General features: G+C 72.0%; 22 protein-coding genes. 15 read left to right on the top strand and 7 right to left on the bottom strand.

Annotated elements, in window-relative coordinates:
- Nucleotides 1-3 precede the first annotated feature (3 nt).
- From ACLJQE_RS01425 to ACLJQE_RS01380, 10 genes are all read left to right on the top strand, one after another.
- Entirely contained in the window at nucleotides 4-1,392 is a 1,389-nt protein-coding gene (locus tag ACLJQE_RS01425) for a sensor histidine kinase (protein WP_410637084.1), read from the top strand.
- A complete protein-coding gene (locus ACLJQE_RS01420; RefSeq protein WP_410637083.1) occupies nucleotides 1,392-2,072 on the top strand; it encodes a response regulator transcription factor in 681 nt (226 codons plus the stop codon). The genes ACLJQE_RS01425 and ACLJQE_RS01420 overlap by 1 nt, the downstream gene beginning before the upstream one ends.
- A gap of 184 nt (nucleotides 2,073-2,256) precedes the next feature.
- Nucleotides 2,257-2,586 carry a gas vesicle protein gene (locus tag ACLJQE_RS01415; RefSeq protein WP_410637082.1) on the top strand — a complete coding sequence of 110 codons (330 nt, stop codon included), beginning with the start codon at nucleotides 2,257-2,259 and terminating at the stop codon, nucleotides 2,584-2,586.
- A gap of 17 nt (nucleotides 2,587-2,603) precedes the next feature.
- Complete coding sequence (locus tag ACLJQE_RS01410; RefSeq protein WP_410637081.1) at nucleotides 2,604-2,903, top strand: gas vesicle protein; 300 nt, start codon at nucleotides 2,604-2,606, stop codon at nucleotides 2,901-2,903.
- Nucleotides 2,900-3,634, top strand: a complete 735-nt coding sequence (locus ACLJQE_RS01405) for a GvpL/GvpF family gas vesicle protein (RefSeq protein WP_410637080.1) — start codon at nucleotides 2,900-2,902, stop codon at nucleotides 3,632-3,634. Before ACLJQE_RS01410 ends, ACLJQE_RS01405 begins: the two co-directional genes overlap by 4 nt.
- Nucleotides 3,627-3,851: a gas vesicle protein GvpJ gene (gvpJ, locus tag ACLJQE_RS01400; protein WP_410637079.1), complete on the top strand. Its 225-nt coding sequence runs from the start codon at nucleotides 3,627-3,629 to the stop codon at nucleotides 3,849-3,851. The genes ACLJQE_RS01405 and gvpJ (ACLJQE_RS01400) overlap by 8 nt, the downstream gene beginning before the upstream one ends.
- Nucleotides 3,848-4,081, top strand: a complete 234-nt coding sequence (locus ACLJQE_RS01395; protein ID WP_410637078.1) for a gas vesicle protein K — start codon at nucleotides 3,848-3,850, stop codon at nucleotides 4,079-4,081. The genes gvpJ (ACLJQE_RS01400) and ACLJQE_RS01395 overlap by 4 nt, the downstream gene beginning before the upstream one ends.
- A complete protein-coding gene (gvpJ, locus tag ACLJQE_RS01390; protein WP_410637077.1) occupies nucleotides 4,078-4,395 on the top strand; it encodes a gas vesicle protein GvpJ in 318 nt (105 codons plus the stop codon). The genes ACLJQE_RS01395 and gvpJ (ACLJQE_RS01390) overlap by 4 nt, the downstream gene beginning before the upstream one ends.
- Nucleotides 4,392-4,952 (top strand): GvpL/GvpF family gas vesicle protein, encoded by a 561-nt coding sequence (locus tag ACLJQE_RS01385; RefSeq protein WP_410637076.1) that lies wholly within the window; start codon nucleotides 4,392-4,394, stop codon nucleotides 4,950-4,952. The genes gvpJ (ACLJQE_RS01390) and ACLJQE_RS01385 overlap by 4 nt, the downstream gene beginning before the upstream one ends.
- Nucleotides 4,953-5,026: 74 nt before the next feature.
- On the top strand, nucleotides 5,027-5,554 hold the full coding sequence (locus ACLJQE_RS01380; protein WP_410637075.1) for an NHL repeat-containing protein: 528 nt from the start codon (nucleotides 5,027-5,029) through the stop codon (nucleotides 5,552-5,554).
- Here the strand turns inward: ACLJQE_RS01380 and ACLJQE_RS01375 are convergent.
- Genes ACLJQE_RS01375 through ACLJQE_RS01365 form a run of 3 tightly spaced genes read right to left on the bottom strand, consistent with a single transcriptional unit; the run spans nucleotide 5,551 to nucleotide 7,120 of the window.
- On the bottom strand, nucleotides 5,551-5,952 hold the full coding sequence (locus ACLJQE_RS01375; RefSeq protein WP_410637074.1) for a CoA-binding protein: 402 nt from the start codon (nucleotides 5,950-5,952) through the stop codon (nucleotides 5,551-5,553). The two genes, ACLJQE_RS01380 and ACLJQE_RS01375, sit on opposite strands and share 4 nt — an antisense overlap.
- Before the next feature lie 35 nt (nucleotides 5,953-5,987).
- Nucleotides 5,988-6,560: a hypothetical protein gene (locus tag ACLJQE_RS01370; RefSeq protein ID WP_410637073.1), complete on the bottom strand. Its 573-nt coding sequence runs from the start codon at nucleotides 6,558-6,560 to the stop codon at nucleotides 5,988-5,990.
- Between the two features lie 56 nt (nucleotides 6,561-6,616).
- Nucleotides 6,617-7,120: a VOC family protein gene (locus ACLJQE_RS01365; RefSeq protein ID WP_410637072.1), complete on the bottom strand. Its 504-nt coding sequence runs from the start codon at nucleotides 7,118-7,120 to the stop codon at nucleotides 6,617-6,619.
- A 139-nt stretch (nucleotides 7,121-7,259) separates the two neighbouring features.
- On the opposite strand from ACLJQE_RS01365, the gene ACLJQE_RS01360 reads away from it, so the two are divergent.
- Both ACLJQE_RS01360 and ACLJQE_RS01355 read left to right on the top strand, forming a co-directional pair.
- The gene (locus tag ACLJQE_RS01360; RefSeq protein WP_410637071.1) at nucleotides 7,260-8,066 is read left to right on the top strand and encodes a 2-keto-4-pentenoate hydratase; all 807 of its coding nucleotides are present in this window, start codon (nucleotides 7,260-7,262) and stop codon (nucleotides 8,064-8,066) included.
- On the top strand, nucleotides 8,063-8,824 hold the full coding sequence (locus ACLJQE_RS01355) for a 2-keto-4-pentenoate hydratase (RefSeq protein ID WP_410637070.1): 762 nt from the start codon (nucleotides 8,063-8,065) through the stop codon (nucleotides 8,822-8,824). The genes ACLJQE_RS01360 and ACLJQE_RS01355 overlap by 4 nt, the downstream gene beginning before the upstream one ends.
- A 387-nt stretch (nucleotides 8,825-9,211) precedes the next feature.
- On the opposite strand, the gene ACLJQE_RS01350 is transcribed toward ACLJQE_RS01355, so the two are convergent.
- Together ACLJQE_RS01350 and ACLJQE_RS01345 are read right to left on the bottom strand one after the other, a co-directional pair.
- Nucleotides 9,212-11,125 (bottom strand): ABC transporter ATP-binding protein, encoded by a 1,914-nt coding sequence (locus ACLJQE_RS01350; RefSeq protein WP_410637069.1) that lies wholly within the window; start codon nucleotides 11,123-11,125, stop codon nucleotides 9,212-9,214.
- 41 nt (nucleotides 11,126-11,166) lie between these two features.
- Nucleotides 11,167-11,634, bottom strand: coding sequence for a DUF1579 family protein (locus ACLJQE_RS01345; protein WP_410637068.1), 468 nt, complete (start codon nucleotides 11,632-11,634; stop codon nucleotides 11,167-11,169).
- 49 nt (nucleotides 11,635-11,683) lie between these two features.
- Between ACLJQE_RS01345 and ACLJQE_RS01340 the strand changes: the two genes are divergently transcribed.
- Nucleotides 11,684-12,130, top strand: a complete 447-nt coding sequence (locus ACLJQE_RS01340; protein WP_410637067.1) for a MarR family winged helix-turn-helix transcriptional regulator — start codon at nucleotides 11,684-11,686, stop codon at nucleotides 12,128-12,130.
- 6 nt (nucleotides 12,131-12,136) lie between these two features.
- On the opposite strand, the gene ACLJQE_RS01335 is transcribed toward ACLJQE_RS01340, so the two are convergent.
- Entirely contained in the window at nucleotides 12,137-12,526 is a 390-nt protein-coding gene (locus ACLJQE_RS01335) for a winged helix-turn-helix transcriptional regulator (protein WP_410637066.1), read from the bottom strand.
- On the opposite strand from ACLJQE_RS01335, the gene ACLJQE_RS01330 reads away from it, so the two are divergent.
- Nucleotides 12,518-12,859, top strand: coding sequence for a TIGR03618 family F420-dependent PPOX class oxidoreductase (locus ACLJQE_RS01330; RefSeq protein WP_410637065.1), 342 nt, complete (start codon nucleotides 12,518-12,520; stop codon nucleotides 12,857-12,859). The two genes, ACLJQE_RS01335 and ACLJQE_RS01330, sit on opposite strands and share 9 nt — an antisense overlap.
- A gap of 3 nt (nucleotides 12,860-12,862) precedes the next feature.
- Here ACLJQE_RS01330 and ACLJQE_RS01325 read toward each other — a convergent pair whose 3' ends face one another.
- Nucleotides 12,863-13,444, bottom strand: coding sequence for a TetR/AcrR family transcriptional regulator (locus ACLJQE_RS01325; RefSeq protein WP_410637064.1), 582 nt, complete (start codon nucleotides 13,442-13,444; stop codon nucleotides 12,863-12,865).
- Between the two features lie 95 nt (nucleotides 13,445-13,539).
- On the opposite strand from ACLJQE_RS01325, the gene ACLJQE_RS01320 reads away from it, so the two are divergent.
- Nucleotides 13,540-16,029, top strand: coding sequence for a glycoside hydrolase family 3 C-terminal domain-containing protein (locus ACLJQE_RS01320; RefSeq protein WP_410637063.1), 2,490 nt, complete (start codon nucleotides 13,540-13,542; stop codon nucleotides 16,027-16,029).
- Nucleotides 16,030-16,168 lie beyond the last annotated feature (139 nt).

The raw sequence follows: 16,168 nt of genomic DNA, 5'->3' as shown, positions 1-16,168 counted from the left end.
TTGGTGAAACTGGGCAGGGTGATCGCCGCGACCGGCGTCCGGATGCGCACCACCGCGGTGGCGGTGTTCGCGCTCGCGCTGGCCATCGCCGCCGCCGGGGTGATCGTCGTGCTGCTGCTGGAGGAGTCGCTCGATCGCAGCGTCACCGAGAGTGCCCGCAGCACCGGGCGGCAGGTCGCCATCCAGCTCATCCGCGAAGGCGCGCGTGACCTGAGCGCGAGCGACGTCGCCAGCACCGGCGACACCGAAGCCGTCACGCAGGTGCTCGACGCGCGGGGGACGCCGATCGCCAGCGACCCGGCGATCGTCGGGCACCCGCCCCTCACCGCGGCCCGCCCGGTCGCCGGGCACGAGGTCGTCGAAACGCTGCCACTCGGGCTGAACGGCGACAACGACGACTACCGCGTCGTGTCGCAGGGGGTGACCGGGCCGGGCGGGCCGTTCACCGTCATCTCCGCGCGCTCGCTGGAACCGGTGACGGAGGCGTCGACGCGGTTGACGCTGCTGCTCGGCCTGATCGCCGTGCCGCTGCTGGCGATCGCCGGGCTCGCGGTGTACCGCGCGGTCGGCTCGGCGCTGCGGCCGGTCGAGCGGATGCGCCGGACCGTCGCGGAGATCTCGACGCGCGACCTCGCCGCGCGCGTGCCGCTGCCGCCGGGCGGCGACGAGGTGCACCGCCTGGCCGTGACGCTCAACGAAATGCTGGCCAGGCTGGCGTCGGCCCAGGCCGCGCAACGCCGGTTCGTCGCGGACGCCAGCCACGAACTGCGCTCGCCGCTGTCGACCATCAGCACCGCGCTCGACGTCTCCGGGCGGCACCCGGAGAGCACCGGCGACCTGGTGCCGGTGATCGCCAGGGAAACCGCGCGGCTGCGCGAGCTCGTCGACGATCTGCTCATGCTGGCCCGCACCGACGACGCGACCGACCGGCCGCAGCGCACCGAAGTCGACCTCGACGACATCGTCCGCGCCGAGGCCGAGCGGGTCCGCGGCGAGAGCACGGTGGCCGTGGAGGTCCGCGCCGGGCCGGCGAAGGTGCACGGCAGCGAGGCCCAGCTGCGGCGGGCGGTGCGCAACCTGGTCGACAACGCACGCGGGCACGCGCGCTCGCGCATCCGCGTCAGCAGCGCGGTGCGCGGCGACCTCGCCGTCGTCGAGGTGAGCGACGACGGCCCCGGCGTCGGGGCCGCCGACCGGGAGCGGATCTTCGAGCGGTTCGTCCGGCTCGACGCGTCGCGGCAGCGCGGCCACGGCGGCACCGGGCTGGGCCTGCCGATCGTGGCGGGCATCGCGGCGCGCCACGGTGGCCGGGCGCGCTACGCCGAGTCCGGCGAGCCGGGCGCGCGGTTCGTGATCGAGCTGCCGGTGATCGACCTGCCGAAGGAGGAGTAGTGCGGCTGCTGATCGTGGAGGACGAGCGCGAGTTCGCGGAGACGCTGCGGCGGGGGCTGGTCGCCGAGGGCTTCACCGCCGACATCGCGCACACCGGCCGCGAGGGCCTCTGGCGGGCGACCGAGCACGAGTACGACGTCGTGGTGCTCGACATCATGCTGCCCGAGCTGTCCGGTTACGAGGTGCTCAAACGCCTCCGGGCGGCGGAGAACTGGACGCCGGTGCTGATGCTGACGGCCAAGGACGGCGAGTACGACGAAGCCGACGCGTTCGACCTCGGCGCCGACGACTACCTGTCCAAGCCGTTCTCCTTCGTCGTGCTCATCGCCCGGCTGCGCGCGTTGCTGCGCCGCGGTGCCCCGGCCCGGCCGGCCGTGCTGGAGGCGGGCGACCTGCGGCTCGACCCCGCCGCCCGTACTGTCCACAGAGGACAAAAGCGGATCGAGCTCACCGCACGCGAGTTCGGGTTGCTGGAGTTCCTGCTGCGGCGGGCGGGGACGGCACTGTCGAAGAACGAGATCCTGAGCCACGTCTGGGACGCGCACTACGACGGCGACGAGAACGTCGTCGAGGTGTACATCGGCTACTTGCGCCGCAAGATCGACGCGCCGTTCGGCACCCGCACCATCGAGACGGTCCGCGGCGTGGGCTACCGCCTCGTGGACGTTACTCGATCGTAATCAACCACGCGTTTTCCGAAAATTGGTGCCGCTGGGTGTCCGTGTGTTGCGCCATTTGTCTCCGCCGGTTGCCGCGGATCGCCCAATCGTTCCCGCGAACCGGTGAAAATTGCCGTGTCGTGCGGCTGCTGCACGAGATCGTCCCTGTTGCTACGGTGGGCACCCACCCGTGACGAGGAAAGCGATGACGGAATCGCCACTGCCGTTCCCTGCTCAAAACAAGAATACCTCCGAAGGTGCCGGGAAATCCGTTTCCCGGCTCCGTGCGGCCGACGCGATTCGTGCGGCGACGGACCAGTTCGGCATGGTGACGGGGCTCACTCCGCATGCCGTGACCGGGATCCGCAGTCGCGGCGAGGGCGGCTGGTCCGTGCTCGTCGACGTCGTCGAGCTGGCCCGGATCCCGGATTCCACCAGTGTGATGGCCACCTACCGGGTGGACCTCGACGCCGACGGCGAGCTCGGCGCGTGCGAGCGGCTGCGCCGGTTCACCCGGGGCGCCACCGATTCCTGAAAGGAAGGTCGACACGATTGGCCGCTTCGTCCGATTCGTTGGCGGACATTCTGGAACGCGTGCTCGACAAGGGCGTCGTCATCGCCGGTGACATCGGCGTCAGCGTCGTCGACGTCGAATTGCTGACGTTGCGGATCCGGCTGTTCATCGCGTCCGCGCAGACCGCTCGTGAAATGGGCATGGACTGGTGGACGAACGATCCGTTCTTTGCCCCGAATGCCGCGCGGGCCGAACTGGGCACGACCGAACTGGCGGCGCGCGTCGCCGAACTGGAGGCCCGGCTGCCCGTGCCGGGCGGGAGGGAAGAACCCCGGTGAGCACCGGAAACTGGCTGTGTGCGTACGCCATCACCCGCAATCGGCCGTCCACATTGGACATCGGATCGGCGCCGCGGCTGATCGGCTACCGCGACCTGGGCGTGGTCGTCTCCGAGGTGGCGCCGGCGCGCTTCGACCGCATCGACACCCTCGACCCGGTCGACGGCACGCTCGCCGAACTGGCCCGCGAGCACGACGCCGTGGTGCGGGCGGTGTTCCGCAGCGAGCCGGTGCTGCCGCTGCGGTTCGGCACGGTCCTCGACGGCGAAGACGCCGCCCGACGGCTGCTGGAGGCGGGCTACGACCAGGCCCGCGACTGCCTCGACGAGGTGGCCGGGCACCGCGAATGGGGTGTCCGGGTCCGGCACACGGAGCCGGCGGCGACCACCCGGCCCGACGCGGCGGGCCTGACGGGGACGCAGTACCTGGTGCGCAGGCGCGAGCGGTTGAAGGCGATCCAGCGGGCCCGCGAGGACGTGACCGGCGCGGCGGGACGGCTCGAGCAGTCGTTGCGCCGTCTCGCGACCGGCAGCGTGGGGCGCGCGCGGCCGCACGGCGTGCTGATGAACACCGCGTACCTGGTGGAGACGGGCCGGGAGGCGGTGTTCCACGCGGAGGTGGAGTGGTTCGCCCGCGAGCTGGGCGAGGCGGGGGCCACGGTGGAGACATCGGGGCCGTGGCCGCCGTATTCGTTCACCGACGTCGAGCTCGGCGCGGCCGCCGATGGCTGACCCGGACGCGGCGGCGCCCGATCCCGGCGATCTGCTCGCCGAGGTCTTCACTCCGGCCGGCACCAACGCCGCCGAAGCCGTCGTCGACCTGCTCGACCGGGTCGTGCACCGCGGGGCCGTCGTCACCGGAGACGTCGTCATCTCCCTCGCCGGCATCGACCTCGTGCGGCTTGACCTGCGGCTGCTGCTGCTCGGGCTCGAAGGGACACCCGGATGACCCAGCGCATCGCCGCCGACGCCGGCCGCGGGCTCGGGCACCTGGTCGTCACCGTGCTCGACATCCTCAAGGAGGTGCTGGAGCGGCAGGCGCTGCGGCGGCTCGACGCCGGCACCCTCACCCCCGCCCAGGTCGAGGCCCTCGGCCAGGCCCTGATCGCGCTGGAGCTCCGGTTCGCCGAGATCCGCGCCGCCCTCGACGACATTCCCACGAACGAAGGAGCCAAGTGAGCAGACCGGGACAGACCGGCGGCGGCCTCGCCGACACGCTCGACATCCTGCTCGACAAGGGACTCGTGATCGACGCCTCGGTGCGCGTGTCGGTGATCGGGATCGAGCTGCTGGCGATCGAAGCCCGGATCGTCATCGCCAGCGTCGACACCTACATCCGGTACCTGGAAGCGATGCAGCGCCTCCAGAACACGACCGTGCCCGGGCAGATTTCGCAGGGCCTCGGCCAGACGACGGGGCTGATCCCGCCCCCGCCGCCGACGCCCGCGGTGGCGGTGCCGGTGGAGCCCGCCGTCCCCGTCGAACAGCCGTGACGCTGCAGCTGTACGGCGTCGTCCGGGCCGGGCACCCGCGGGTGCCGCGCACGGTCTGCTGGGAGGACCTCGCGATGGTCGTCGGCGAGCCCGAGCCCGACCCGGCCGCGCACCTCGCGGTGGTGTCCGCGCTCGTCGAGGGCGGACCGGTGCTGCCGGTCCGGTTCGGCACCGTCGCCGAGGACGAGGACGCCGTCCGCGCCGAGGTCCTCGCCCCGGCCGCCGACACCTACCGCGCCGACCTCGACCGGCTCGACGGCCTGGCCGAGGTGCACGTCTGCCTCCGGTTCACCGAACCCGGGTCGGCGTGGCGGGCGGCCCGTTCGGACGTCCTGCTCTCCCGGGTCGCCGAGCGGGCCCGCGACTCCGTGTCGCTGCCGGCCGGTGAAAGCGCCGACGAGCGGTGGGCGTTCCTGGTCGGGCTGGGCGACCTGCTCGTCGTCCGGGACACCGTCACCGGGCTCGCCCGCGACGACGGCGTCCAGGCCGACTGGCTCGGACCACTGCCCGCGTACAGCTTCCTCGACCGGCGGACGTGCTCCCGCTGGAGCTGGTGAGCGGGGGCGGAACAGTCGCTGAACACTCGTCCCGGCCCTGGCCGCCGCGGCTCGCGGCCGGTGATCCTGATGCCGTGACCAGCAGTGAAGTCGCCGCGCTCCGGCGTGCGTTCGGCGGACCCGGCGCGGGGCCGGGGCAGTTCCGCGAGCCGTCGGGGATCGCCGTCGACACCCGTGGCCGCGTGTGGGTGGCCGACACCGGCAACGACCGCGTCCAGGCGTTCACCCGCGACGGCGCGCTCGTGCGCGTGCTGGCCGGGCGGCTCAGGGCGCCGGAAGGGGTGGCGGTCGACGCGGCGGGCAACGTCTACGTCGCCGACACCGGCAACCGCCGTGTGGTGCAGTTTTCGTGGCAAGGCGGGTTCGTGCGCGAGTTCGGCGGCCTGGTCCGGCCCCGCGGAGTCGCGCTCGACGACGCCGGGCGGCTGCTGGTCGACGACACCGGGCGCGTGGCCCGGTTCGACACCCGCACCGGCGCCGCGCTGCCCGACACGACCGAGCCGATCAGCTCACCGAGGGACATGGCCGACGACGGCGCGGGCGGTGTCTGGGTCGCCGAGACCGGCAACCACCGCATTGTCCACTTCGGAGCGTCCGGCTAGCGCTTCGAGATCGCGGCGGTCGCGCGGACGACGGCGGTGCAGCGGTTCTCGACGTAGGCGAGCCCGCCCTCTTCGGCGATGCGGCGTGCTTCGGCGGAGACGATGCCTTGCTGCAGCCACAGGGCTTTGGCGCCGATTTCGACGGCGTCGCGGGCGATGCCCGGCGCCTCGGGCGACGGCCGGAAGACGTCGACGAGGTCCACCGGCTCCGGGATGTCCTTCAGCGACCGGTACACCTTCTCGCCGAGCAGCTCGGTCGCGGTCGGGTGCACCGGGATGATCCGGAAGCCGTGGGCCTGCAGGACCGCCGGGACGCCGTGCGCGGCCTTGGCCGGATCGCGGCTCAGCCCGACGACGGCGATGGTGTTCGCGCCGGCGAGGATCTCCTCTGGGTTCATACCGGTGTTCATACCGGTGGAACGCGCGGCGGGTGTCAAAGCTTCCAGAGCCGCAGGCCGCGCACGCGGTAGACCGGCCACACCACGTGCCACGGCTTCCGCCGGGCGAAGGTCGCGGCGCAGGTCAGGATGTTGCGGGCGGACGTCGTGGCCACTTCGTGGCGGTCGGGCCAGGTCGCGCCCTTGGCGCCGACGGCGATCCGGAACACGGTCAGCAGGCCGCGGCCCTGCAGGTCGTACTTCGCGCCGGTGTCCCCGGAGCCGGGGGCGAGTTCGGCGATCTCGGCGCCGAACGCCCGGGCCGCCTGCGGCGCCACCTCGGCGGGAACGGCGCCGACGCTGCGGGTGATCGCCTTGCCGTGCATCCGCCGCGCGTAGCGGAACAGCAGGACGCGTTCCCACCACGGCAGCAGCCGGTGGTGCTTGAGGAGGGCGGCGCACTCGCCGTGTCCGATCGCGAAGATGCTCGTGAGCTCGTCGTAGGCGCCGTTCGTGGCCGGCTCGTTCAGGTGCAGCCGCACCTCGAACCGGGTGCGCGCGGTCAGTTCGTCGAGCAGCTCGCGGTGATCGAGCCGCGCCTTCGCGCGGGAGAGCGACCAATCGGACATCGGACCTCCAGACGTCGCGCACAGGCTAGTTGGCGTGCGCCGCCCGGACCACGCTTTCAGCCGATCTTCTCGCCGTACATCTCGCCGAGCGGGTCGGAGATCAGCTCGACGCGGGCACCGTCCGGATCGGACAGGTAGATGGAGGTCTTGCTCTCCAGCAGGTACGGCACGCCGGCTTCGTCCAGCTTGTCCTTGATCGCGCTCCACCGTTCGGGCGTGACGGACAGGGCCAGGTGGTGCAGTCCACCGAGGACTTCCGCGTACGGGCCGAGGTCCAGACCGGGCAGGTCGAAGAAGGCGACGGCGTTGCCGTTGCCGACGTCGAAGAAGAAGTGGCTGGAGCCGGGGTAGTCGCGGTTCTCGATCAGCTCGGTGAGCGGGAAACCGAGGATGTCCTGGTAGAACTCGATGGTCCGCTCGACGTCGCTGGAGAGCAGCGCGGTGTGGTGGATGCCGCGGCCGTTCGTCGCCGGCCGTTCCGCGGCCGGGCGCAGGTGACGCTCGCGCAGCTCGTCGCGGATTTCGGTGAGCTTGGCGACCTCGGCCTGGGTCGGTGCCATGTCCCTCACGTCCCTTCCTGGTGGTGTCCGCCACGCTACGCCGAACTTATCTCGCGCGCAAGAGATTGTCTGGCGAGAGTTCCGTTGGGCGGAACGTCCTCGCTTGTGTGCGCGCGGCCCGCACGGCAGAGTCGCGGGGGTGGATGTCAGCGAGGTGCAGGAGGCCGCTTCGGCTTTGGCGCGGGCTTATGCCACGCGCGAGCCGATCGAGCAGCTGATCAAGACGTATCCCGACGCGGGTGTCGAGGACGCGTACCGGATCCAGCAGGAGCAGGTGCGGCACTGGGCCGAGGGCGGCGACGCCGTCCGCGGGCACAAGGTCGGCCTCGCGTCGGCGGCGATGCAGCGGCAGATGGGCGTCGACCAGCCCGACTACGGGCACCTCACCGGCAGCATGTTCCACCTGGAGCACCAGCCGATCCCGACGTCGGCGTTCCTGCAGCCGCGGATCGAGCCGGAGATCGCGTTCGTGCTCGGCTCGGCCCTGCGCGGCCCGGGTGTGACGGTCGCCGACGCAGTCCGGGCTGTGTCATTTGTGCTGCCGTCACTGGAGATCGTCGATTCCCGCATCCAGGACTGGAAGATCTCCCTGTTCGACACGATCGCCGACAACGCGTCGTCCGGCGGGGTGGTGCTGGGCAGCAGCCCGACGGCATTGGGTTCGGTCGATCTGAGGCTGGCCGGCTGCGTCCTCTACCAGAACGGCGCGGTGGCGGCGACGGGCGCGGGCGGCGCGGTGCTCGGGTCGCCGTTGAACTCGCTGGTGTGGCTGGCGAACACGGTGGGGCCGCTGGGCGTCACCCTGGAGCCCGGGCACGTCGTGCTGCCGGGCTCGATGACCCGGGCGATCCCGGTGTCGCCGGGCGACACGATCGTCACCACGATCGCCGGCGTCGGCAGTGTCACCGCAGTCTTCGCTCCTGCTTCTTCTTCGGAGGGATCGTGAACGTGCGCGAGGCGGCCGCCGCGCTGCTGGGGACGGTCTCGGAGCGCACGCCGCTCTCGGAGGAATGGCCGGGGTTGGACGTCGACACGGCGTACGCGATCCAGGACGAGGCCCTGCGGCAGCGCCGGGCGCGCGGCGAGACGCTGATCGGGGTGAAGCTGGGCCTGACGTCCCGGGCCAAGCAGCAGCGGATGGGCATCGAATCGCCGTTGCTGGCCTGGCTGACCGACGCGATGGTGCTGCCGGCGGGCGCACCGGTGCCGCACGAGACGTTGATCCACCCGCGCGCGGAGCCGGAACTGGTCTTCGTGCTGGGCCGCCGCTTGGCGGGCCCGGGCGTGACGGCGGCGACGGCACTGGCCGCGGTCGACCGCGTGTACGGCGGCATCGAGATCATCGACAGCCGGTACGCGGACTACCGCTTCACGCTCCCGGACGCCGTCGCGGACAACGGTTCGTCGGCGTACTTCAGCCTCGGCCCGGTGGGCCTTCCGCCGGCTTCCCTGGACCTCTCGCTCGAGGCGACCTTGCTGGAGGTCGACGGCCAGATAGCCGACACGGCAACGGGCGCGGCGGTCCAGGGCCACCCGGCGGAAGCCCTGGCCCTGGCGGCGAACGCCCTGGCCGCGCGGGGCCTGGCCCTGGAGCCGGGCTGGCTGGTCCTGACCGGCGGCATGACGGACGCGGTCCCGGTCCGCCGAGGCGCCCGCCTCGCCGCCCACTTCTCCCACCTGGGCTCCCTAACCCTCGCCACCTGACCCGCGATACCCCCAATCACGCGAGTTCGGCCTCCAATCACGCGAGTTCGGCCTCCAATCACGCGAGTTCCGCCTCCAATCACGCGAGTGACGCGTACCGGACCGGCGAACTCGCGTGCCTGGAGGGTCGGTCCGCGTGCCTGGAGGGTCGGACGGCGACCCGACCGTGTGGGTTGCTGCCGACCATGTGGTTCGGAGGGATCGGCCGGAGGTCGACCGCCTGGTGCACGGGCCGACTGCCTGGGTACGCGAGCCGACTGCCTGGGTGCACGGGCCGACTGCCTGGGTGCGCGAGCCGACCGTGTGGGTACGGAAGCCGACCGGCTGGGTGCGCGGGGTTGGCCATGTGGGGCCGGGGCGGTCGGCGGGTGGGTGGTGGGGGCCCGGTCATGGGGGGCCGTTGCGGTAGGCGCGGGCCTGGATCTCGTACAGCTCGTGGTAGACGCCGCCCGCGCTGATCAGCTCGTCGTGGGTGCCTTGCTCGATCAGTCTTCCCTTCTCCAGCACCAGGATCCGGTCGGCCGAGCGGATGTTGGCCAGGCGGTGGGTCACCAGCACCGTCGTGCGGCGGCCGCGGCCCGAGCGGCTTGCGTGCTGGAGCCCGGCGAACACGCGGGCTTCGGCGCGGGCGTCGAGCGCTGCCGTCGGTTCGTCGGCCACCAGGACCGAGGCGTCCCGGTAGATGCCGCGGGCGATGCCCATGCGCTGCCACTGGCCGCCCGAAAGGTCGTGGCCCTCGTCGAACTTCTTCGACAGCACCGTGTGCTCCTTGGCGGGCAGGGAGCTGATCACCTCGTCCGCGCCCGAATAGTCGACCGCTTCGCGCCAGGCCTGCCGATCCGGGTCGGGACGGCCGAGGCGTCCGACCGTGATGTTGTTCGCCGCGGTCATCGGCCACTCCGCCGGCTCCTGCGCGATCACCGCGATGTTCGCGTGCACCGACGCCGGGTCGGCCCGTGCGAGGTCGACGTCGTCCCAGCGGACCGTGCCCTCGTCCGGCGGGTAGAGCCCGGTGAGCAGCTTGCCGAGGGTGGTCTTGCCCGAGCCGTTCTCGCCGACCAGCGCGACCACCTCGCCGCGACGGATCGTCACCGAGACGTCCCGCAGCGCCGGGGTGTCCCGGCCCGGGTAGGTGAACGTGACGCCGTCCAGCCGGATCTCGGCCGGGTCGGCGGGCGCGATCACCGACGTCGGCGGCGGTTGCCGCTTCAGCGACTCCGCGAGCAGCTGGTTGTAGAACCCGATGTAGAAGGAGTCTTCGTACAGCGAGTTGACCGCACGCATGGTGTTGGACAGCGCCGTGGACGCCGTGCGCATCGCCAGCACGGCCGTGCCGGCCAGCGCCAGCTCCATCGCGCCGGTGTAGAGCAGCCAGCCGAGCACCAGGTACGCCACGGCCGTGCCGAACCCGGCCGCCGCCCGCCCGCTGGTGCGCACCAGGTTGCTCCGGTGCGCCAGCCGGATCTCCTCACGCGTGAGGCTGCGCGAGATGCGCCGGTACTCGCCGAGCAACGGCTCCTGCAGCGTCAGCGCGTGCCGTTCGAGGGCCATCGAGCGCCAGGTGGCCACCTCTTCGACGACCGACTTGCGGATGTTCCGCCCGACGGTGTCCAGGAAGTGCCGGTAGTTCAGCTTCGCGACGCGCGCGGCGGCCCAGCCGTCGGCCGCCGCGGCGAGCAGCAGCACCGGGGCCAGCCACGGGTTGAGCAGCCCGGCCGTGATCATCGCCGCGGCCAGCGAGATCACCGAAGACGTCAGGTCGGCCAGCCGCCGCAGGCTCGTCTCGATGGCCCGCACCCCGAACCGGGCGCCTTGCCGCGCCAGTTCCCGGAAGTCCGCGTCCTCGAACGCGATCAGCCCGACGCGCACGACCGCGGCCGTCACCGCGTCGTCCGCCGCCGCGGTGACCCGTGGCCGCAGCGCACCCTCGACGGCGGCGACGGCCGCGTCCAGCAACGCGCGCGCCGCGTACGACCCGGTGACGACCGCGATCGCCGGCAACGACTGCAGGACGCGGTCCGGGGTCGGGCCTTGCTGGAGCAGTGCGGTGAAGACGTTCGCGGTGGCGAGCAGCCCGAACGCCGTGACGCAGCCGGAGACGACGTGCACGACGGCGGCCAGCAGCGTCAGCCGCGGCGACGTCCGCCACGCCAGCCGCAGCACGACCGAGATCGCGGTGGGCAGCGTGCGCACGGCCTGGCCGAAGCCCGCGGCGGCCACGCGCTCGTCGACGCGGGCCCACTCGGGCATCTTGACGTTTTCGACCCCGATCAGCGGGGGCGGGTCGGTGGTTCTGGACACGCCCTCATCTGTACTCCGGGGGTCCGACAGTTTTGGGCGCGCTACTGGTCCTTCCGGGTGTACCGCGCCCGCAGAAACGGGCTGAACACGGCGTTTTCCCCCATCCGGACGTCGATCTCGTGCGTCAGCGTCGCGCCCTCCGGGGTCAGCCGGTGCCGTGCCACCCCGCGCGCGGTCTGCTTCTCCAGGGTCAGCGTCGTGCCGGTCCAGCGGCCGCGGGCGGGCGACTCCGGCGGGAAACCGTAGCTGTCGAAGCCGTACCAGAGCGTCTCGCCGGTGGCCGGATCGGCGGTGAAGACGTTGTGGCCGAGGAACTCCGACCCGTCCTCGCGGCGCTGCCGGTAGTGCTGGACAACGGCGAAACCGTTGAGGGCCATGCGGTATTCGCAGTCCGCGTGCGCGGTCGAGGCCGGTGCCCACGCCGAGGCGGCGAGGTCCTCCGTGCCGGTCCAGTCGCCGACGAGCGCCCTCAGCGCGTCGTGCGCGGGACCGAGGCGGGGCATGTCCATGGTCGTCTCCATTTCGACAGGTGCCTGTCGATGTGCGAGACTAGCACGCATGCGGTCGCATCGAGCCGAGACGTTCACCCGCGTGGTCGACGCGGTCTTCGCCTGCAACGGCGGTTTCCTCGCCGCGGGCGACGCGCTGACCGGGCCGGTCGGGCTGACGGCGGCGCAGTGGCAGGTCCTCGGCTTCCTGGAGGACGGCCCGGCGACCGCCGCCGAGGTGGCGCGGCGCCGCGGGCTGCGTCGGCAGAGTGTGCAGGAGACGGTGAACCGCTTGCTGCGCAACGGAATGCTGGACCGCCTGCCGAATCCGGCCGACGCGCGGGCGCCGTTGCTGTCGTTGACCCGGCGGGCGCGCGCGGCGATGCGGGCCCTGGGGGAGGCGCAGGTCGAGTGGGCGGAGGACGTGGCGGCCGAAGTGCCGCTGGAGGATTTGGAGACGACGCTGCGGACGTTGTCCCGGTTGCGTGCGGTGGTGGCTCAGCCGCGGCTGCTGTAGTGGTGCTCAGCCGGCCGAGCCGGGGCCGTCCAGCGCGTCGACGTCGTGGGCGTGCATCGGCTCGCCGCAGTGGGCGCAGCGCAGGTCGACGCTGCTGATTTCGCCGCACGCGTGGTGGCGGTAGAGCACCGGGGGACCCGCCTCGCCCGCCAGCCACTTGTCGCCCCAGCGGGTCATCACCATCAGCAGGTCGACCAGTTCGGTGCCCTTCTCGGTCAGGACGTACTCGTAGCGCGGGCGGCGGTCGTACGGGCGGCGCCCGAGGACGCCGGCGTCGACCAGGTGGTTCAGCCGCTCGGTGAGGACCTTGCGTGAGATGCCCAGGTCCGCTTGGAACTGCTCGAACCGGCTGATCCCGGCCCACACGTCCGCCTGGTCGACGAAATCGTGCTCCACCTGGCCACGGTCCTGCCCGACGGCGCGCCCCACGCGGTGCCGGTCTGGGTCGACCCGGAGGGCGACCGCATCGCCATCCTGACCGGCCCGGACTCGCGCAAGGCCCGCAACCTGCGCCGCGACCCGCGCGTCGCGCTTTCCCTGACCCCGCCGGACAACCCGTTCGAGCCGGTCGTCATCCGCGGCCGCGTGGTCGAATGGATCGAGGGTGAGGCCGCCTGGGAGATCGTGGACCGGATCGCGGCGAAGTACATCGGTGGTCCGTACCCGCGTGAGCAGGCGCGGGTTGTCGGGCTGATCGAGGTCGAGCGGCAGAGCGTGGGGATGCCCTGAGCGTCAGTCCGGCTTGACGCCCAGCATGGTCAAGAACGTGCGGAACCCGGCGGACATGTCGACTTCCTCCGGGTCGAGGAGCCACTGCAGCTGGAGGCCGTCGAGGACGGCTATCGCCAGGGGTGCCAGCTGCTCCGGGGTGGTTCCCGGCGGCAGTTCGTCGCGGTGGCGCTCGAGCATCTGGGTCATGCCCGCGCGGACGCGGGCGTAGCGGTCCTGGAAGTACTTGCGGGCCGGGTGGTCCTCCGTGACGCTGTCCGCCGACAGCACCGTGTACGTCTGGACGATGCCCGGCCGCGTGGCGTTGTAGTCGACCAGTTCGGCCAGCTGGTTCACCGTCATCGCCGAAGGGTCGCCCGCGCGGGCGTGGCCGAAGTGCAGCAGGTCCCACTCGTCGCGGGTTTCCAGCACCGCCGTCAGCAGGTCTTCCTTCGTCGGGAAGTAGTGCATCAGCCCCTGCTGCGTCAGCCCGACGCGCTCGGCGACCGCGGCCAGGGACGCGCCTCGGTAGCCGCGCTCGGCGATCACCTCGAACGCCGCGCGGACGATGCTCGCTCGGCGGTCGGCGCCCCTGGCCCGGGTCATGATCCCGAGCCTACGGCAGCGGGTGTCACGAGAACATAACGTTCACTACTCACCGCCAGGTAGGGTGACGGCAGGACCGATCGCGGAGGATGCGCATGAGCTTCGACGTCGACGCGCTGCTGGCCGAGCTCGACCTGGACGCCAAGGCGAGCCTGCTCGCCGGCCAGGACGTCTGGTCCCTTCCCGCGCTGCCGCGGATCGGGCTCGCGTCGCTGGTCCTCTCCGACGGCCCGGTCGGCGTCCGCGGGACGCACTGGAGCCCGGACGACCCCTCGGTGACCCTGCCCAGCCCGACCGCGCTCGCCGCGAGCTGGGACCCGCGGCTGGCCGTCCAAGCCGGCCGCCTGCTCGCGCAGGAAGCCCGCCGCAAGGGCGTGCACGTGCTGCTCGCCCCGACGGTCAACCTCCACCGCTCACCGCTGGGCGGCCGGCACTTCGAGTGCTACTCCGAAGACCCCCTCCTCACCGGGATGATCGGCGCCGGCTACGTCACCGGCGTGCAGGACGGCGGGGTCGCCGTCACGGTCAAGCACTTCGTCGCCAACGACTTCGAGACCGAGCGCTTCACCGTCGACGTGCGCGCCGGCGAACGTGCCCTGCGCGAGCTCTACCTCGCGCCGTTCGAACTCATCGTCCGGCGGGCGAAGCCGTGGGGGATCATGGCCGCCTACAACAGCGTCAACGGCACCACGATGACCCAGCACGCCGAACTGGTCAACGGCGTGCTGCGCGACGAATGGGGCTTCGACGGCTTCGTCGTCTCCGACTGGCTGGCCGCGCGCGACACCGTCGCCTCCGCCAACGGCGGCCTCGACGTCGCCATGCCCGGCCCCCGCACGGTGTTCGGCGACCGGCTCGCCGAGGCCGTTCGCGGCGGCGAGGTCGACGAAGCCGTCGTCGACGCCATGGTCCGCCGCGTGCTCCTGCTCGCCCACCGGACCGGCGCGCTCGGCGGGAGCCCCGCGCCCGAAGTGTCCGATATGGACGGTGACGCGGTCGCGCGCGAGGTCGCGCACCGGTCCTTCGTGTTGCTCCGCAACGAAACCGGCGTGCTTCCGCTGCGGGAGCCGCAGAGTATCGCGCTCATCGGCGCGCTCGCCGCGGACCCCAAGATCCTCGGCGGTGGCAGTGCCACCGTGTTCCCCGACCACATCGCCTCCCCGCTCGACGGCCTGAAAGCGGCCGTTCCCCCGGGCACCGAGCTCGCCTACGCCCCCGGTGCCGATCCGCGGACGACGTTACCGGCCGCCACCGACATTTCTTGGGGGCCTCGGGTGGCGAAGCCCCCGACCTGGGGCGAAGCCCCGGATGTCACCGGCAATTTCCGGCTCCGCGCGACCGCCCGCGCCGCCGACGGCACCGAACTCGCGGAATTTCCCTTGCGCAAGGCCAGGATCGACTGGATCGGCGAACTGCCGGCCGGGCTCGACATCGGCACGCTCGCCTCGGTCGAGATCGCCGGCACGTTCCTCCCGGAGCGCAGCGGCACCCACACCTTCGGCGTCACCGGCCCCGGCGACCTCCGCCTCACCGTCGACGGCCAGACCGTCTTCGACGGCGTGAACCTGCCCGAAGGCGGGGACATCTTCACCTCCATCATGCAGGTCCACGAGCAGCGGCGGGACGTCGAACTGACCGCGGGCGAGCCGGTCGACGTCAGCCTGACCTACTGGATCCCGTCGGAGATGGCGGAGTTCGCCAGGGGCACCTTCGCCTGGGTCACCTTCGCGCTCGGCCACCGCGGCCCGGTCCTCGACCCGGACGCGAGCCTCGACGAAGCCGTGGCACTGGCGGCGAAGTCGGAGGTCGCCGTCGTGGTGGTCGGCACGACCGCCGAGGTCGAGAGCGAAGGGTTCGACCGGACTTCCCTCGCCCTGCCCGGACGTCAGGACGAACTCGTCGCGCGGGTCGCCGAAGCGAACCGGAACACCGTCGTGGTCGTCAACGCCGGCTCCCCGGTGGAGATGCCGTGGCGCGACGACGTCGCCGCGGTGCTGCTCACCTGGTTCCCCGGCCAGGCAGGCGGCGACGCGCTCGCCGACGTCCTCTTCGGACGCGAAGAGCCCGGGGGCCGCCTGCCGACGACCTGGCCGGCGAAGCTCGAAGACGCTCCGGTCACCAACGTGACGCCGGAAGAAGGCGTGCTCGAGTACCGCGAAGGCGTGTACATCGGCTACGGCGCCTGGGCCCGCGCCGACCGGCAACCCGCGTACTGGTTCGGCCAGGGGCTGGGCTACACGACGTGGGAGTACCAGGAACTCGACGTCTACCCGGACGAGGAAGGCGGCGCGCGCGTCCGGGTCCGGGTCCGCAACACGGGAACGCGCAAGGGGCGCGAAGTCGTCCAGCTCTACCTCGTCCCGACCGAACGCGGCGACCGGCCGCACCGCTGGCTGGCCGGGTTCGCGAGCGTCGAAGCCGAGCCCGGTGCGGCCGTCGAGGCCGACATCGCCATCGCCTCGAGGTCGGCGGAGGTCTGGCGAGACGGCTGGCAGCACATCGCGGGCGAGTACGTCGTGGAGGCGTCGCACTCCTACGCCGAGCCGCGGCTGAGCACCCGCGTGGTGCTGCAGAAAATACGTTGATCACCGCGGGCGCATCCCCTAAGGTTTTGGGAAGGCACCGCGAACAGCGAAAGGAGGTGGGACCGATGATCACGCAACCGATCACGCGCTCCCACCTCGCAGCGAGGGTGCCGGCTGTCTGACCGGGAGCGCGTACTTC

It is taken from the genome of Amycolatopsis sp. lyj-346, from assembly GCF_046548975.1.
Classification (GTDB): domain Bacteria; phylum Actinomycetota; class Actinomycetes; order Mycobacteriales; family Pseudonocardiaceae; genus Amycolatopsis.
The sequence above is the reverse complement of the archived record's forward strand: the minus strand, read 5'-3'. Positions and strand labels throughout refer to the sequence as shown.

Excerpts from the sequence above, each read along its gene's own strand:
- ACLJQE_RS01340 (WP_410637067.1), top strand. The coding sequence starts at position 11,684 with ATGCGGTCGCATCGAGCCGAGACGTTCACCCGCGTGGTCGACGCGGTC.
- ACLJQE_RS01325 (WP_410637064.1), bottom strand. The coding sequence starts at position 13,444 with ATGACCCGGGCCAGGGGCGCCGACCGCCGAGCGAGCATCGTCCGCGCG.
- ACLJQE_RS01345 (WP_410637068.1), bottom strand. The coding sequence starts at position 11,634 with ATGGACATGCCCCGCCTCGGTCCCGCGCACGACGCGCTGAGGGCGCTC.
- ACLJQE_RS01365 (WP_410637072.1), bottom strand. The coding sequence starts at position 7,120 with ATGGCACCGACCCAGGCCGAGGTCGCCAAGCTCACCGAAATCCGCGAC.
- gvpJ (WP_410637079.1), top strand. The coding sequence starts at position 3,627 with ATGGCTGACCCGGACGCGGCGGCGCCCGATCCCGGCGATCTGCTCGCC.
- ACLJQE_RS01395 (WP_410637078.1), top strand. The coding sequence starts at position 3,848 with ATGACCCAGCGCATCGCCGCCGACGCCGGCCGCGGGCTCGGGCACCTG.
- ACLJQE_RS01415 (WP_410637082.1), top strand. The coding sequence starts at position 2,257 with ATGACGGAATCGCCACTGCCGTTCCCTGCTCAAAACAAGAATACCTCC.
- ACLJQE_RS01375 (WP_410637074.1), bottom strand. The coding sequence starts at position 5,952 with ATGAACCCAGAGGAGATCCTCGCCGGCGCGAACACCATCGCCGTCGTC.
- ACLJQE_RS01370 (WP_410637073.1), bottom strand. The coding sequence starts at position 6,560 with ATGTCCGATTGGTCGCTCTCCCGCGCGAAGGCGCGGCTCGATCACCGC.
- ACLJQE_RS01320 (WP_410637063.1), top strand. The coding sequence starts at position 13,540 with ATGAGCTTCGACGTCGACGCGCTGCTGGCCGAGCTCGACCTGGACGCC.